Genomic DNA, 16,551 nt, shown 5'->3' on the forward strand with positions numbered 1-16,551 from the left:
ATCAAGCCGATGTTATAATGAGAATATATGCAGGAACCCTGTCCTCCATTGTACGTCGGCGCCGGACGCCTTGAGCCGCCATCAAGCCTTGCACAAGCGAGCGCAGGCCGCCATTCCTGCATTTTCTGACCCTCGAGATATTTGCATAGCCGATGAGAACTAGCCTCGATCACCTGCCGGCCAGAAAGCAACGCGAACTGGATCGGCTCGTTCAGATTATCTTTGAAGAATTTAATGACGCCCACGGTCAGCCCACGGGGCAGCGCAAGATGGGGCGAATTCTAAAGATCGTGCTGTACGGTTCGTTCGCGCGTGGCAACTGGGTCAACGAGCCGACCACCGGCAAGGGCTATCAGTCCGATTTCGACATCCTGATTATCGTCAATCAGCCGGAGTTGACCGACTGGTTTGACTACTGGGAAAAGGCCGAAGAGCGCCTGAACCGAGAGCGGGAGATTTCCGGCTATCTCAACACCCCGGTCCAGCTCATCGTACACACCTTGCAGGAGGTGAATGACGGCCTTGCGCATGGCCGCTATTTCTTCCTGGATATCGCTGACGATGGCATTGCTATCTACCAAGCCGACGATAGCGAACTGGCCAGCCCTCATCCGAAAACCCCTGCCGCTGCCCTGAAAATGGCCGAGGATTATTTCGATGAACTTTTTCCTTACGCAATGAGCCGATTCCAAATCGCACGATATGGCATGCAGTGCGGCTTCCTTAAGGATGCAGCGTACGATCTTCACCAGACGGTAGAGCGGCTCTATCAATGCGTCTTGCTAGTCTGCACCTTCTATACCCCGCGTGCCCATAACCTCAATTTCCTCCGTAATCAGGCCGAAAAGGTTTCTGGTTTGTTGGTCAACGCGTGGCCTCGTGAAACCAAGCGTGATCGGAGCAGGTTCGAAAAGCTGAAGGACGCGTACGTCAAAGGACGTTACTCCAAGCATTTCAGCATCACCATGGAAGAGCTTGAATGGCTGGTCGCTCGAATCGAAGAGTTAGGCCAAGCGGTTCACAGAGTGTGTGAAGAAAAGATGGCGGATCTTCGCTCCAAGCCATAAAATATACTTCTTATATCCATAAATCATCAGGAGATTGAAACAATGAACAATGCCGAAATCGCCGAAAAGCTTGCCACTGAAACCGGAGTAACCAAGGCCGATGCCAAGAAAGCCGTAGACTTGGTGTTCGCCACAATCGCCGATGCTGCTGCAGCTGGCGAAGAAATCTCTCTGAACGGGTTTGGTAAGTTCAAGGTGAAGGACACTCCCGCACGGGAAGGCCGCAACCCATCGACGGGCGCAACAATCCAGATTGCTGCATCGAAGAAGCTGACGTTCGCACCGGCGAAGGCCATCAAAGACAAGCTCAACGGCTAACGTTCTCCCGGCACGGCGTCCATGACGTCGTGCCTCATTAACACCAGAGACGATTTCCGCCGACATAGTGGTCGCTGAGGAGCTGAAGCCCCCACTCCTCGAGACCGCCCTACATTAATGCAAGCGTCGGCTGCTGGTGCTCGATTGCCATCCAGCAGCCGATTTTCATTCTTCAAATCCAGATGGGCCGTTTCCCGGTCTTCCGCCAATCTTTGGGCAGATTGCGGCTCCGCTAGCTTGAGAATCAATGGTTCGTTGACCACCCTTTTCACGATGTGGTCGGAGTTCCATCAATGTCCTGCGATCGCCATTCCTCCTGTACGGCTTCCTGCGGGAAATCCGTGCGCACGCGCGGACCATGCCAGCGTGAAACCAATGGATATCAACGCGAGCATCGCCCAAGGGAATGCTGCCACGCCCCATGCCTCAAGCATGAATCCGCCAGCAAGGCCTCCCGCAGCGATCGCACCGTTCCAGGCCACGACGTTCATCGACAGGGCCGTGTCCGCATTGTCGCCCGCGGTATCCGCGAGCGCGGTCTGGAGCAGGGTTGCGGCGCCACCAAAGCTCAGGCCCCAGATTGCAGTGCATGCGTAAATGACGATGCCCGAGCGGGCATCCAGCGCGAATATCACTGTGATGAATCCAAACGACGCAAGACTGGCCAGCACAGCCAACCGCAGGAAATGGTCTACCAGCTTCCCGGTCACCCATATTCCGGCCAGAGCAGCCATGCCGAATACGAGCAGGACAAGATCCACATGGCCTGCAAGGCCAGCAGGCGTCACGAACGAGGCCACATAAGTATAGAGAATGTTGTGCGCGAGCATCCAACTGATGACGACGCCAAGGACGGGGCGAACCCCCGGTGTTGCGAGAGTGCGGTGAAGTGGCAGGCGCGCACTCCGAAGCTGGCCGGGGTAATCAGGAACCTTGGCCAAGACCCACAGGATCAGCGCGATCGTCAACAGGGACATCATGCCAAAGGCAGAACGCCAGCCAACGGCTGCACCCAACCATGTGCCGAAGGGAACACCGAATGACAGGGCTACAGGCGTTCCCACCATTGCGATTGCCATCGCCCTGCCCTGTTTCTCGGGTGCAACCATCCGGCGCGCATATCCCGCGAGCAGGCTCCAGGCCAATCCCGCCGCCATGCCGGCCATGAAGCGGGCCACCATTGTGAGCACAAAGTCGTGTGAGAGTGCGGTGATCGAATTGAAGACCAGGAAACCAACAATCGTCAGCAACAAGACGCTGCGTCGCCGCCACCCTTGGGTCGCGATGCTCAGGGGGATGGCGGCGACCAATGAGCCGACGGCATAAGCGGTAACGGTTTGTCCCGCGAGCGCTGATGAAATGCCCATACCCGACGATATTTGCATCAAGAGTCCTGCCGGCAGGGTTTCTGTGGCGATGCAGATAAAGCCGGTCATCGCGAGCGCAAGAAGCGCGGAAACCGGCATGGGATCGTTCGATCCGTTGAGCTCTTCGTTCGGCATGAGGGCCTTCACATTTATGGATTGATCGATCCTTAATTACGCAGGTGACATCCGAATGGCAATGACTTATAGAATGACCGATCCGTAAATGAGGATGGCCATGCCCCGGACAGGACGACCGCGAACCTTCGATCGAGATGCTGCGATTGATGCTGCCATGACGCTGTTCTGGGGTCAGGGCTATGAGCCGACGTCTCTGTCGCAGCTACGGGACAGCATGGGCGGCCTATCGTCAGCCAGCTTCTATGCGGCCTTCACTTCCAAAGAGGCATTGTTTCGCGATGTTGTGGACCGCTATATCGGATCCTATGGTCAGGTTACCGCGAGCCTGAAAGACGACACTCTCGTTCCGCGCGATGCGATCGAGACCGCATTGCGCAAATCCGCTGCGATGCAAACCACCAAATCGCATCCCCTCGGCTGCCTCATAATATTGGGAGCTAGCAATTGCTCGCCCGAAAACCAGCAAGTTGAGGCGCTTCTGGCGCAGGAGCGTCAACGCAATCGCGAGGGCATAGAGCGCCATGTAGAGCGAGCCAAGGCGAACGGAGAGCTTTCGCCAAGCGTGGACACGACGGCAATGGCGAGGATGTTCAGCATCTTTCTGAGCGGCATGTCATTTGAGGCAAGAGATGGCGTACCATTGTCGCAAATCGACGCAACGATTACGTCGTTGATGAATCTTTGGGATGAGGCAGCAATCTAACTTCGGAAATATGTGTGACCGGCGGAATGCTGTTCGCCGGGAGGCGCCGCGAGTACTGCCGATGCTATCCATATCTGTCTTCGCCGACAACCCGGCCGCAGACGAGGTCAAACGCCTTCCCTGAAACCGGCCTTTCATTAATACGTCAGATTATGGTCGAGCCTGGGCAAAGAGCCGCTGGCAGGTTCGGCGCAGACAATCCAACAACCTGCCGTCAAGCGGCCAATCCGACGGCCGGATATTCAATAATTGACGCAATCTTGCAGTTCACCCTGTCGGCAGAATGCGAGCCATCTGCCGACAGGGTGAAAGTCAAGGCCCTTAAAATCGATAATCCCACCCGAGCGTCAGCGTGCGGCCACGCCCCGCGAAGAAGCGGATATTATCAGTCGGATAGCCGGTGTCTGAACTGTAAGTGATGTACTGCTTGTCGAACACATTCTGGACGGTGAAGTAAATTCCGCCAAAGTCCGTCTCATAGCGGGTCGCAGCATCGACCAGAGTGTACCCGCCAAAGCTGTTGCGAACATCGCTTCCTTCGAACCGGCGTGCAAGATAGAGCTGCCCTTGAAGGCGCGCGCTGAACCGTCCCTGTTTGTAATTGGCGGCAAGGTTGAGACGATCGGGCGAGATATTGGCCCCATCGAGATCGATGTCCACCACATCATCGCCATCGCTGTCGCTACGGCCGGACAGATGGGCATAGCCAACGCTTACGTCCAGCCCCCGCAGCGGGGTGCGGACGGTGGCGTTGAGTTCTAGCCCCTCGATCTCGACCCGCTGGCGCTCCACCTCGTAGAGCTGGATGCCGCTGACCGGCACAAGCAGCTGACCTAGCTTGCTGGATGACCAGAAATAGGTGGCACTGGCATTCAGCGGGCCGCGTTTGATCTCCACCCCGACTTCCCGGTTGTTGGACACGACGGGCTTCAGATCGAGATAGTCGTCCACGTCCACGCCGTCGATCCGGATCGAGCGCAGGATACGGCCGACGTCGGGAACCGTGTATCCTTCGGCATAGCTCGCGTAGAGGCGGATGCCGGCAACCGGTTCCACAACAACGCCGCCATTGAACAGAGCATCATGAAACGAGGGCGTGCCGCCGTTCACGCTGCGGGAGCCGTAGGAAGCCAGCGTGACGAAATCATCGACTTTCAGCCGGACATCTTCGTAGCGGACACCGCCGGCCAGCCGGACGACATTGTCGAACAGGGCAAGGTTAGCCTGCGCGAACGGCGCAATGCTGCGGAAATCCGTTGGCGGCACCCATACCCGTCCGGTCTGGATCAGTGACTGTTCGGTCCGGTCGGCCAGTACATCAAGGCCGACGGTGCTGCTAAGGCCGGGAATGCCGGGAATGGCGCGTTCGTAACTGACCCGGGCCCCAATCTTGCGGGATCGGTTGGCGGACTGGTCGAACACGGTTCCCGCCGGCCCCAGATTCAAATCCTGATAGGTGGAGGAGCGATCGCCGCCAAAAATCTCGCGCGACCGGTTGACGTAGAGCTGGGCGATCAGGTTGCCGCCGGCCAGATCGGTATCCGTTAGCGACAGGGATAGCGTTTCATAGCGGTTCGAGGTCGTTTCGCCCTCGATCTCGCCCCGGATGCTGCTGGTGGGTATGCCGGTGGTTCGATTACCGGCGAGCACGACGAAATTGCCGTTGCCCTTCAGTTCGTATCGGTTGGCGATCAAATCGAGCCGGGTCGTTTCACCCAGCTGCACGCCGAAGCGGCCGAACAGCGACCAACTGTTCGAATCCTGGATTTCGCCTTGGGTGTTATCGACGCCGATCCGGCGGCCCTTGCCATCCCGAAACGCACCGCGCTTTTCGAAGGCACCGCCGACAGTCGCATCGAAGATGCCCGCGCGGTAGCTCACCAAACCGGCAAGCTTGGTGCCAAGGCTGTCTCCCGTAAAACCGTCATCCGCAGTGCCCTGCACGAGTACCCGGCCGCTCACGCCATCCTGCTTGGGGGCCTCCACCACGACTTGGTTCACGATGCCACCGGTCGCGCCGATACCCTGCAAGGCGTTCGATCCGTAGATCAGTTCCACGCGATCAATGAAGAATGGATCAATGTTATAGCCGTCGCGGGATCCGTCGCGGATCGGCGAGGTCTGCGGAATGCCGTTGATAGCATAGAGCGGCGAGCGTCCGCGTAGGGTTTCGCCATTGCCGGTCAGCTTCTGACGGGTGGGTGAGAAGGACGGAACGAGCGCTGAGACAGCATCCACGGTAGAGCCGCTGATCGCGACCTGAGTGGAAAGATCCTCACTGCCGATGATGTCGACGGTGAGCGGCAGGGCATTGGCGGGCAGAATGGTGCGCGCAGCCGTGACGACGATATCGTCGGCAACCGGCTGAGACTGTTCGGGGCCGGCGCGGCGGCGGGAGGCCCGTTGCTCGGCCTGCCGAGGGGCGGAGGACGCCGAAACTGCCGCTGAGGGCACCTGCTCGATGATGAAGCCGCCCCGGCTGTCGGACCGCGCCCTGAGGTCCGTTCCCTCAAGGATGATCGCAATCGCCTGATCGGGACGGCGGACGCCGCGCACGCCCTTGCTGTGCCGCCCGCGCGTGAGATCGGCATTGACGGACAGGCCGATATGGCTGGCACGCGCAAACCGGTTGAGCACCGCCCCGAGCGAGCCTCCCGCGATATCGTAGTTCTGTTCGGCGGTAACCTGCGCCATTGCAGGTACGCTCGTCATCGAAACGGGTGTCAGGGCAAGCAGGGCTATCGCGGTTCGCCGAAGCGACCGTTCTTTGGAAACGGGCATTCTTCCTCCTGTTGGATGCATCTTCACCCTCCCGGACGGAGCAACAGGAAAAAGGGACAGCGGATTGTGCGAAAAAATCAGCGCGCGCGCCGCACGACCGGATGCTCGGGATCGGCGCGGTCGATCAGTACGGGCATGGAGTTAGCGATGGTGGCCAGCGCCTCATCGCTGTCTCGCAGCGGGAAAACGCCGGTAATACGCAGGTCCGCGATCGCCTCCGGTGCAAACCGGATCGACGTCCGGCGATAGCGGTTCAGTTCTCCCAGCACTTCGGCAAGCGGGGCGTCCTCCACCGTGAGCAAGCCTTCGGCCCGGGCGCGCAGACTGTCGGGATCGACGGGTGCCAGCCGCTCGATCCCGGTTGGCGACAGACGCGCCTGCTGGCCCGGGTGCAGTATGAGGCACTGGTGCCTTTCCGGCGTGCAGGCTTCGACTTGCGACTGTTCCACGGCCACAACGGTGCCGTCCCGTTCCTTGCGGACCGAATAGGCCGTGCCCAGTGCGCGTGCCGAACCGTCGCGGGTGCGAACCTCGAAAGGACGGCCCGGCACATGCGCCACTTCAACGAAGACTGCGCCCTGCAACAACTCAACATTGCGCGGTGTTCCGGCGATGTCGACATTGGCTGCGGTGTCGGTGTCTAGTTGCAGTTGGCTACCGTCTGCCAGCTTTACCGAGCGCTGTTCACCCGTTGCGGTGCGATAGTCGGCCATCCAGATGCGTACCGGGGTTTGTCGCAGAGTCAGGGGCCCGACGCCCAGAAGAAGTGCAACGGTCAGCACACCGCCCACCAGGCGCGAACGATGCGTCTTCGCAAGCGAGCGGATCGCCTGCCGATGGATATCCGAGCGCCCCTCGATGCGATCAGCCAGAACGGACATGCGCTCGAAAGTCAGCCGGTGTTCGGGGGATGCGTCGATCCACGCCGCGAAGGCTTCCCGCTCGTGCTCGGGCAGTTCGTCGTCGGCGAGTTGGGTCTGCCACCAGGCGGCCTGCTCGATGACGGTTCCGGAAGCTTGCTCGCTCAAGTCGCAAGCCATGCGGCTGCATAGCAATGCGCATGAGCCCTTGAGACATATTGTTTGACCATGCTGGTCGAGACCCCCATTTCGGCGGCGATCTCCCGATATTTAAGGCCATCCAGACGATGAAGCAGAAACGCGCGTCGCGGTTTGGCTGGCAGTTCGTCCAGCAATCGCGCTATCGCCGCGAGCTCCTCGATCGCCTCGGCCATTTCCGCCGCTGAGGGTTCGTAGTGCTGCCCCACCAGGAGACTCCACGCCTCAAGGAAAGAACGCTCCGCGCGTTCCCGACGTGTTTCGTCGATGACCAGGCGGCGCGCTACCGTGGCGAGATATCGACGCGGGTGCTGTTCCAGTCGGAGTTCCCGTTGCGAGAGAATGCGGCAGAAAGCATCCTGCGCGAGGTCCGCAGCGCGATGGGATATGCCGATATGGCGCCGCAACCAGCTGCGCAGCCAGTCGCCGTGCTCCACATAAAGAAGCCGAACATCAATGGTGTCGGACGCGGACATTCGAATGAACTAGCGATATTGCGACTTATTCGCAACACCTCCTGTGCGTGTAAATGCGCAGGCCAATCATCCGCTCTATACCTTTCGCCGACATAGCGTCGTTCAACAACTCGCTTTCACACCCTGATAGCCGCCCCACATTCACAGAACCGTTAACGACGATGGATGGCCAGCATTGAGATATTCGCGACGGACAGCTCCGCCGCGTCACAGTGTCGATTTCAGACGCTACGCAGTAACAAACGCGCCGTCCGTTGGCGCTGCCACGTCGGTCGTCTAGTGCCCATTTTGAAGATCCCGAAAGCCGATCCGCAAGATTGGCTGGCCGAAACAGCTACCAAGCTGGCCACCGGGTCCTCAGCCCCGGTCGGCCGCCCAACTTCCGCCACCGATCTCGAATATCGTGTTCTGCAGCTTACTTGCCCAGGAGCTCCTTTCGGACGATTGCCGCGCCTGCGCCCAAGGCATTCAGCTTCCCTCTTGCCAAGCGGCGAGACAGGGGAGCCATTCCGCAGTTGGTGGAAGGATAGAGCTTTTCGGCATCCACAAACTGGAGGGCTCGCCGAAGGGTTTCTGCGACTTCCTCCGGAGTCTCAATCGTGTCGGACGCGACGTCGATGGCCCCGACCATCACCTTCTTGCCGCGAATGAGCTCGATCAGGTCCATCGGAACGTGGGAATGGTGGCATTCCAGCGAGATGATATCGATCGTGGACTTCTGCAGATTGGGGAAGGTCTGCTCGTACTGCCTCCACTCGGATCCCAGCGTCTTCTTCCAGTCCGTGTTGGCCTTGATGCCATAGCCATAGCAGATGTGCACAGCCGTTTCGCACTTTAGCCCTTCGGCGGCCTTCTCCAAGGTAGCGATGCCCCAGTCATTGGCCTCATCGAAGAACACGTTGAACGCCGGCTCATCGAACTGAATGATGTCGACGCCGGCGGCCTCCAGTTCCTTCGCTTCCTGATTGAGGATCTTTGCAAATTCTGAGGCCAGCCTTTCGCGGCTTTTGTAGTGGGCATCGTAAAGCGTATCGATCATCGTCATGGGGCCCGGAAGTGTCCACTTGATCGGCTGATCGGTCTGCGTGCGCAGATATTTGGCATCTTCGACGAATACCGGCTTTGGGCGGGCTACCGCGCCCACAACCGTCGGCACGCTCGCATCATAGCGATTGCGAATCCGCATGGTTTCGCGCTTTTCGAAATCGACACCGCTAAGATGCTCGATGAAGGTCGTGACGAAATGCTGGCGCGTCTGTTCACCATCGCCGACGATATCAATGCCCGCCTGCCGTTGATCGTCCACCGCCAGTCGCAAGGCATCCTGCTTGCCGGCGATCAGTTCCTCGCCCTCCAGCTTCCATGGCGACCAAAGCGTCTCGGGCTGCGCGAGCCAGGATGGCTTGGGCAAGCTACCGGCGGTCGATGTGGGTAACAGTCTCTTCATATCGGATAACCTTGTGATTTCTTGACTGATCAAAGGACGCAATTGGCCGACCATTGCTGGAGAATGGCTTGGTGTGGTTTGATGAATTGTTCTTCGGCGAACTTACCCTGCTCAATAGCAAGGCGGCTCCGCTCCTCCCGGTCATAGACAATCTGGGTGAGCGAATAGTCCTGATGCTTCAGGCTCGGCTGATAGACCTTACCCGCAGCAGAATTGGCGTTGTAAATCTCGGGCCGGTAGATCTTCTGGAACGTTTCCATTGTGCTGATGGTGCTGATAAGCTCAAGGTTGGTATAGTCGCCGAGCAAGTCGCCGACGAAGTAGAACGCCATCGGCGCGGCGCTATCTCGGGGCATGAAATAGCGAACCTTCAGGCCCATTTTGGCGAAGTACCGATCGGTCGAAGAGAACTCGTCTTGCTGGTATTCGGCGCCCAGGATGGGGTGCTCGTTCTCGGTGCGACGATAGGTCTTGCTGCTTGAGACGCTCAGGCAAATCACCGGCGGCTTTTTGAAGTGCCCCTTGTAGGCATCCGAACGCAGAAAGCTCTTGAAGATCTTGCCGTGCAAGTCGCCGAAGTCATCCGGAATGCCGAATGCCGATTTCCCCTTGTTGTGCTCTGGTAGCAGAACACTGAAATCGTAATCGCGCACGTATGAGGAGAAGTTATTCCCGACGACGCCCTCGCTGCGTTCGCCGGTTTTCTTATCGACAATGCTTGTTTTGAGGATTTCGATCATCGGGAATGCGTTACCGCTACCGGCGGCGTCGACCTTCATTTCAACGGAGATGATATCCAGGGCGACGGCATAACGATCGCCTTCTGGATTATCCCAATGCGCCAAGGCGTTGAAGCGATTGTCGATCATGGCCAGGGCTTTGCGCAGGTTTTCCTGACGGCTTTCCCCTCTGGCCAGATTGGCAAAGTTGGTGGTGACGCGCGTATTATCTGCAGGACGATAATCCTCGTCGAAGCAGATGCTCTTGATACTGAATAGGAAGTCTGGGTTGTTCATGGCTCTGTGTCCTGAATGGCGCGGCGGCCCGCTCGGATTGGGTCTGCAGTTTTCAGTTCGCGGCCAGTGCCAACGCGGCAAAGGACCGCATCTGGCGCCCGCTGCAGGCGCGCAAAATCTCCTTCGGGCCGGCGTGGTGGCCGGTCCGTCATGGTCATTCGCAATGGAAAATCTGATTGGCGCGCGCGCCGCGTCAGGCGGGGATCAGCCCCGCAGACACGGCGCGCCAACGCATTCGTCGGTGCGGGACGGAGCAGAACAGAATTGGAAACATCGACCGATCACCTGCATTTGCCGGGCGAAAGGTCCGAATGAAGAGCGCGCAGGAGGTGCACAGACCCGCATGGCGCCTATGCCACGAAGCCCGCTTCAAGCGCGATCCACCGGAGGAACCCCCGTCCGAGGAAAGTTATGGCGCCGAAGGCAGGTCTCCTGGCTCACGGGTCATCGCTTCAGTCCCGGCCTTCCCGGCTCTATTGCGAAGAGCCAGTGACACGAATTGGGACTTCCGCTCGCCGCTTACAGTTGCGGGGGCAGCGCCGGATTCCGTCCTTTCGAACACCACCGGCTTCCCGTCTTAGCCCCGCCGTCATGCCTGAAGCGGGGAACCTCGACATCGTTGGTTAGAGCACCAGAAGCGGCGAATGTCAAGACTGATATAAAGATATCTTTATATGATTTTCCGAATTTGAGCTCACGTCGCCGGAACCGCAAGGTTCGCAAAATTTGCAGATTTGCAGCGCCCAGTCCGCAAAACTTCGCCTTTTCAGCCATTTTCGCGGGCCGCGAACCATGCGGATAAGGGCGGCATGAACACCGTCTTCCGCAAACCCCTGCCCGGTACAAAGCTCGATTACTTCGACACCCGAGCCGCGATCGACGCCATTCACCCCGGCGCGTACGACACGCTGCCTTATGTCTCGCGCGTGCTTGCCGAACAGCTTGTAAGGCGCTGCGACACGGCACTGCTGAACGATGCGCTGATCCAGATCGTCGGACGCAAGCGGGATCTCGACTTCCCATGGTATCCCGCGCGTGTCGTCTGCCATGACATCCTCGGTCAGACCGCGCTTGTTGATCTTGCAGGCCTGCGCGATGCCATTGCCGATCAGGGCGGCGATCCGGCCAAGGTCAATCCTGTGGTGCCAACCCAGCTCATCGTCGATCACTCGCTCGCGGTCGAATTCGGCGGCTTCGACGCCCAGGCCTTCGACAAGAACCGCGCCATTGAGGATCGCCGCAACGAGGACCGCTTCCACTTCATCGAATGGACCAAGAGCGCCTTCGAGAACGTCGATGTGATCCCTGCCGGCAACGGCATCATGCACCAGATCAACCTTGAGAAGATGTCGCCGGTCATCCAGGTGCGGGGCGGCGTCGCTTTCCCTGACACGTGCGTCGGCACCGACAGCCACACCCCGCATGTCGATGCGCTCGGCGTGATTGCCATCGGCGTCGGCGGGCTGGAGGCAGAGACGGTCATGCTCGGCCGCGCCTCGATGATGCGGCTGCCGGACATTATCGGCGTGAAGCTTATCGGCCGCCGCAAGCCGGGCATCACCGCCACCGACATTGTCCTCGCGATCACCGAGTTCCTGCGCCAGAGCCGCGTCGTCGGCGCCTGGCTGGAGTTCTACGGGGAAGGCGCGGACAGCCTTTTGATCGGCGATCGCGCCACGATCTCCAACATGTGCCCGGAATACGGCGCAACGGCAGCGATGTTCCATATCGACAGCCAGACGATCGATTACCTGCTGCTGACCGGCCGTGACCCCGCGCATGTCCGTCTCGTCGAGGACTACGCGAAGCTCACCGGCCTGTGGGCCGACGATCTGCGCAATGCCGAGTACGAGCGGGTGCTGGAGTTCGACCTGTCGACCGTCGTCCGCAACATGGCCGGGCCCTCCAACCCACACCGCCGCTTGCCCACCTCGGCGCTGGAGGAGCGCGGCATCGCCGTCGATTTGGACAAGGCGATCGCGCAGGAACGCGAAGGCCTGCTGCCCGATGGCGCCGTGATCATCGCGGCGATTACCAGCTGCACCAATACCTCGAACCCGCGCAATGTCGTCGCCGCTGGCCTCGTTGCGAAGAAAGCCAATGCACTGGGCCTTGTCCGCAAGCCCTGGGTCAAAAGCTCCTTCGCGCCCGGATCCAAGGTCGCGCGGCTGTATCTGGAGAAAGCGGGCCTCCTTCCCGAGTTGGAAAAGCTCGGCTTCGGCATCGTCGCCTATGCCTGCACGACCTGCAACGGCATGTCGGGCGCGCTCGATCCCGAAATCCAGCAGGAGATCATCGAGCGCGATCTCTACGCCACTGCTGTCCTCTCCGGAAACCGTAACTTCGACGGACGCATCCACCCTTACGCCAAGCAGGCCTTCCTCGCCTCGCCGCCGCTGGTGGTCGCCTATGCGCTGGCCGGCACGATGCGCTTCGACATCGAGAACGACGTGCTGGGCACGGCTAACGGCAAGGATATTCGTCTCGCGGACCTCTGGCCCAGCGACGAGGAAATCGATGCCATCGTCTCCGCCTCGGTGAAGCCCGCACAGTTCCGCGAGGTCTACGACCCGATGTTCGCGCCGCAGGGACGAAGCGCAGCCAGCCCGCTCTACGACTGGCGCCCGCAATCCACCTACATCCGCCGTCCGCCCTATTGGGATACCGAAGGCGTCGGCGCGCTTGCCGCAGTCTCCCGCACGCTGAAGGACATGCGCCCACTGGCGGTCCTGCCGGACAATATCACCACCGACCACCTCTCGCCCTCCAACGCCATCCTCGCGAGTTCGGCGGCGGGCGAATACCTCACGAAAATGGGCGTGCCGGAAGAGGACTTCAATTCCTACGCCACGCATCGCGGCGACCACCTGACTGCCATGCGCGCAACATTCGCGAACCCGCAGCTCGTCAACGAGATGGTCGTCGTGGACGGTTCGGTAAAGAAAGGCTCGCTGACCCGGCTTGAGCCCGACGGAACCGTCATGCGCATGTGGGAAGCGATCGAGACTTACCTCGATCGCCGCCAGCCCCTGATCATCATCGCCGGCGCCGATTACGGCCAGGGATCCTCGCGCGACTGGGCAGCCAAGGGCGTGCGGCTTGCCGGTGTGGAAGCGATCGTTGCCGAAGGCTTCGAGCGCATCCACCGCACCAACCTCATCGGCATGGGCGTGCTCCCCCTCGAGTTCAAGCCGGGCACCACACGCCTGACACTGCGCCTCGACGGCACCGAAACCTACAGTGTCGAGGGCGAACGCAAGCCCGGCGGCGAGTTGATGCTGATCGTCCGACAATCGGACGGCGTGCTCAAGCGCGTGCCGGTCATCTGCCGCCTCGATACAGCGGAAGAAGTCTCGATCTACGAGGCGGGCGGCGTGTTGCAGCGCTTTGCAGCAGACTTCCTCGCCTCGGAAACGGAGGCCGCGTGATGAGCCAGATCGCCATCCCTGCCACCTACATGCGCGGCGGCACCAGCAAGGGCGTGTTCTTCCGCCTCGAAGACCTGCCCGAGAGCTGTCGCCAGCCCGGCAAGGCGCGCGACCGCCTGTTCCAACGCGTGATCGGTAGCCCTGATCCCTACGGCGCGCAGATCGACGGCATGGGCGGCGCGACCTCCAGCACCAGCAAGTGCGTGATCCTCTCGCCCAGTAGTCGCGAAGGGCATGATGTGGACTACCTCTACGGCCAGATCTCAATCGATGCCGACTTCGTCGACTGGTCGGGTAACTGCGGCAACCTTTCGACCGCCGCCGGGGCTTTCGCAATCCATGCCGGATACGTCGATGCCGTCGCCGATGACGGTGCCCCGTCCGGCACGCGCACGGTACGCATTTGGCAGGCCAATATCGGCAAGACCATCATCGCCCATGTCCCGGTCGCGCTTGGCAAAGTGCAGGAAACCGGTGACTTCGAACTCGACGGCGTGACTTTTCCCGCCGCCGAGATCGTGCTCGAATTCCTCGATCCCGCCGAAGATGATGCGGACGGTGGGGCGATGTTCCCGACCGGCAATCTTGTCGACGAACTCGACGTTCCGGACGCTCGTGTGGCGGGCGGCAAGCTCAAGGCCACGCTTATCAACGCTGGTATTCCGACGATCTTCGTCGACGCCGAGGACATCGGCTACACCGGCACCGAACTGCGCGACGCAATCAACGGCGATGCCGCAGCGCTATCCCGCTTCGAGGCACTACGCACCATTGGTGCCTTGAAGATGGGCTTGATCAAGACGCCCGAGGAAGCGGCGAAGCGTCAGCATACGCCCAAGATCGCCTTTGTCGCCTCGCCAGTCGATCACCGCACGTCGAGCGGAAAGGAAGTCCTCGCGGGCGAGATTGATGTGCTGGTCCGGGCCCTGTCGATGGGCAAGTTGCACCATGCGATGATGGGCACCGCCTCGGTCGCCATCGCTGCCGCTGCTGCCGTGCCCGGCACACTGGTCAACCTCGCTGCCGGCGGGGGCAAGCGCAATGCGATCACCTTCGGCCACCCCTCGGGCACCCTGCGCGTCGGTGCCGAGGCCCGCGAGGTCGATGGCCAGTGGACTGTCACACGCGCGATCATGAGCCGCAGCGCCCGCATCCTCATGCAAGGCGAGGTTCTCGTGCCCGCCTGCATCCTCGAAGAGACCCAAAGTTCCGAAAGGATCACGGCATGATCTCCAATCGCCCCGGGCGAAGCCTCGACTTGCTCGGCGCCATGGTCTCCGTTGCCACGGACCGTGCATCCGGAAGCCTTGGCGACACGATCCGCATCGCCAGGTGCGACGCCGTTCAGCTGAGGGAGGGCTTCTCGGTCCCCGACGTTGACCTCGAGACCTGGTCGGTCAGCGAGGACGAGCAAGCCATCGTTGTCTCCGTTTTCGCGACCGCGACCGATCGCGACGGCGGGCGCACCATCGCGGCCAGCGGCCGCTTCACCTTCACCACCCTCACCCAGAAGCGGGCCTGCGGCGCATGAACGCCCATTCGAACCCGCCCATTTCGACCCGAGAGGATCCTATGGCCCCGACGCCCACCAACGAAGTCGCTTTCAAGCCCAAGAAATCGGTGGCGCTCTCCGGCGTCGCCGCAGGCAACACCGCTCTTTGCACGGTCGGCAAGACCGGCAACGACCTGCATTACCGTGGCTACGACATCCTCGACATCGCCGAGTCCGCCGATTTCGAGGAGATCGCTCATCTCCTGGTCCACGGCGAACTGCCGACCGCGCCGCAGCTGGCGGCCTACAAGGCCAAGCTCAAGGGGCTTCGCGGACTGCCGCATTCGGTCAAGGCCGCGCTGGAAGCCATTCCTGCTGCCGCGCATCCGATGGACGTCATGCGCTCCGGCGTCTCGGCGCTGGGCTGCGTGCTTCCCGAAACGCACGACCACAACCTGCCCGACGCGCGCGACATCGCTGACAGGCTGATGGCCTCGCTCGGCTCGATCCTGCTCTACTGGTATCACTTCGCCCACCACGGCCGCCGGATCGAGGTCGAGACCGATGACGACAGCATCGGCGGCCACTTCCTGCACCTCCTCCACGGCAAGGCACCGTCGGAAAGCTGGGCGCGGGCGATGCACACCTCGCTGATCCTCTATGCCGAGCACGAGTTCAACGCCTCGACTTTCACCGCGCGCGTCATCGCAGGCACCGGTTCGGACATGTATTCGTCCATTGCCGGCGCCATCGGCGCGCTGCGCGGCCCGAAGCACGGCGGCGCCAACGAAGTCGCCTACGAGATCCAGAAGCGTTACGCCGGCGCCGACGAGGCTGAGGCGGACATTCGCCGCCGGGTCGAGGCCAAGGAAGTGGTGATCGGCTTCGGGCATCCGGTCTATACGATCTCCGATCCGCGCAACGTCGTCATCAAGCGTGTGGCGAAGTCGCTCGCCGACGAAGCGGGAGCGCAGCGCCAGTTCTCGGTCGCCGAACGCATCGAGAGCGTGATGTGGGACGCCAAGCGCATGTTCCCGAACCTCGATTGGTTCTCGGCCGTCTCCTACAATCTGATGGGCGTGCCGACGGCGATGTTCACGCCGCTTTTCGTCATCGCCCGCACCTCAGGCTGGGCCGCGCACGTCATCGAGCAGCGCCAGGACAACAAGATCATCCGCCCCTCGGCCAACTACACCGGCCCGGAAAACCTCACATTCGTGCCGCTTGCGCAGCGCAATGAGCCCCGCGCGGCCTAAGGAG

Annotated in this window: 13 protein-coding genes and 1 riboswitch; of the genes, 7 read left to right on the forward strand and 6 right to left on the reverse strand. The window is 60.7% G+C overall.

The window, feature by feature from the left end; genetic code table 11:
- The first annotated feature begins 152 nt into the window (after nt 1-152).
- On the forward strand, nt 153-1,067 hold the full coding sequence (locus ACXJ16_RS22070; protein WP_463921977.1) for a HEPN domain-containing protein: 915 nt from the start codon (nt 153-155) through the stop codon (nt 1,065-1,067).
- 42 nt (nt 1,068-1,109) lie between these two features.
- Nucleotides 1,110-1,385 (forward strand): HU family DNA-binding protein, encoded by a 276-nt coding sequence (locus ACXJ16_RS22075; protein WP_463921980.1) that lies wholly within the window; start codon nt 1,110-1,112, stop codon nt 1,383-1,385.
- A gap of 290 nt (nt 1,386-1,675) precedes the next feature.
- On the opposite strand, the gene ACXJ16_RS22080 is transcribed toward ACXJ16_RS22075, so the two are convergent.
- Nucleotides 1,676-2,887 (reverse strand): MFS transporter, encoded by a 1,212-nt coding sequence (locus ACXJ16_RS22080; RefSeq protein WP_463921982.1) that lies wholly within the window; start codon nt 2,885-2,887, stop codon nt 1,676-1,678.
- A gap of 100 nt (nt 2,888-2,987) precedes the next feature.
- Between ACXJ16_RS22080 and ACXJ16_RS22085 the strand changes: the two genes are divergently transcribed.
- Nucleotides 2,988-3,593 (forward strand): TetR/AcrR family transcriptional regulator, encoded by a 606-nt coding sequence (locus ACXJ16_RS22085; RefSeq protein ID WP_463923310.1) that lies wholly within the window; start codon nt 2,988-2,990, stop codon nt 3,591-3,593.
- A gap of 321 nt (nt 3,594-3,914) precedes the next feature.
- Here the strand turns inward: ACXJ16_RS22085 and ACXJ16_RS22090 are convergent, their stop codons facing one another.
- The 5 genes from ACXJ16_RS22090 to ACXJ16_RS22110 form a co-directional block, all read right to left on the reverse strand.
- Nucleotides 3,915-6,374: a TonB-dependent receptor gene (locus ACXJ16_RS22090; protein WP_463921985.1), complete on the reverse strand. Its 2,460-nt coding sequence runs from the start codon at nt 6,372-6,374 to the stop codon at nt 3,915-3,917.
- A 77-nt stretch (nt 6,375-6,451) separates the two neighbouring features.
- The gene (locus ACXJ16_RS22095) at nt 6,452-7,402 is read right to left on the reverse strand and encodes a FecR family protein (protein WP_463921986.1); all 951 of its coding nucleotides are present in this window, start codon (nt 7,400-7,402) and stop codon (nt 6,452-6,454) included.
- Complete coding sequence (locus ACXJ16_RS22100) at nt 7,399-7,908, reverse strand: sigma-70 family RNA polymerase sigma factor (RefSeq protein WP_463921988.1); 510 nt, start codon at nt 7,906-7,908, stop codon at nt 7,399-7,401. Before ACXJ16_RS22100 ends, ACXJ16_RS22095 begins: the two co-directional genes overlap by 4 nt.
- A 415-nt stretch (nt 7,909-8,323) precedes the next feature.
- Nucleotides 8,324-9,355, reverse strand: a complete 1,032-nt coding sequence (locus tag ACXJ16_RS22105; protein ID WP_463921989.1) for a methionine synthase — start codon at nt 9,353-9,355, stop codon at nt 8,324-8,326.
- Nucleotides 9,356-9,384: 29 nt separating this feature from the next.
- A complete protein-coding gene (locus tag ACXJ16_RS22110; protein WP_463921991.1) occupies nt 9,385-10,371 on the reverse strand; it encodes a DUF1852 domain-containing protein in 987 nt (328 codons plus the stop codon).
- A gap of 404 nt (nt 10,372-10,775) precedes the next feature.
- Nucleotides 10,776-10,999, reverse strand: a riboswitch (cobalamin riboswitch).
- Nucleotides 11,000-11,180: 181 nt separating this feature from the next.
- Between ACXJ16_RS22110 and acnD the strand changes: the two genes are divergently transcribed.
- From acnD to prpC, 4 genes are read left to right on the forward strand one after another with little or no spacing between them, the layout of a single operon-like run.
- Nucleotides 11,181-13,799 (forward strand): Fe/S-dependent 2-methylisocitrate dehydratase AcnD, encoded by a 2,619-nt coding sequence (gene acnD, locus ACXJ16_RS22115; RefSeq protein WP_463921992.1) that lies wholly within the window; start codon nt 11,181-11,183, stop codon nt 13,797-13,799.
- Nucleotides 13,799-15,028, forward strand: a complete 1,230-nt coding sequence (gene prpF / locus ACXJ16_RS22120) for a 2-methylaconitate cis-trans isomerase PrpF (RefSeq protein WP_463921994.1) — start codon at nt 13,799-13,801, stop codon at nt 15,026-15,028. Before acnD ends, prpF begins: the two co-directional genes overlap by 1 nt.
- On the forward strand, nt 15,025-15,330 hold the full coding sequence (locus ACXJ16_RS22125) for a hypothetical protein (protein WP_463921996.1): 306 nt from the start codon (nt 15,025-15,027) through the stop codon (nt 15,328-15,330). Before prpF ends, ACXJ16_RS22125 begins: the two co-directional genes overlap by 4 nt.
- A gap of 41 nt (nt 15,331-15,371) precedes the next feature.
- Nucleotides 15,372-16,547 carry a bifunctional 2-methylcitrate synthase/citrate synthase gene (gene prpC, locus ACXJ16_RS22130; RefSeq protein WP_463921998.1) on the forward strand — a complete coding sequence of 392 codons (1,176 nt, stop codon included), beginning with the start codon at nt 15,372-15,374 and terminating at the stop codon, nt 16,545-16,547.
- The last annotated feature ends 4 nt before the right edge of the window (nt 16,548-16,551 follow it).

The sequence above is a fragment of the Novosphingobium sp. TK71 genome, from assembly GCF_055361505.1.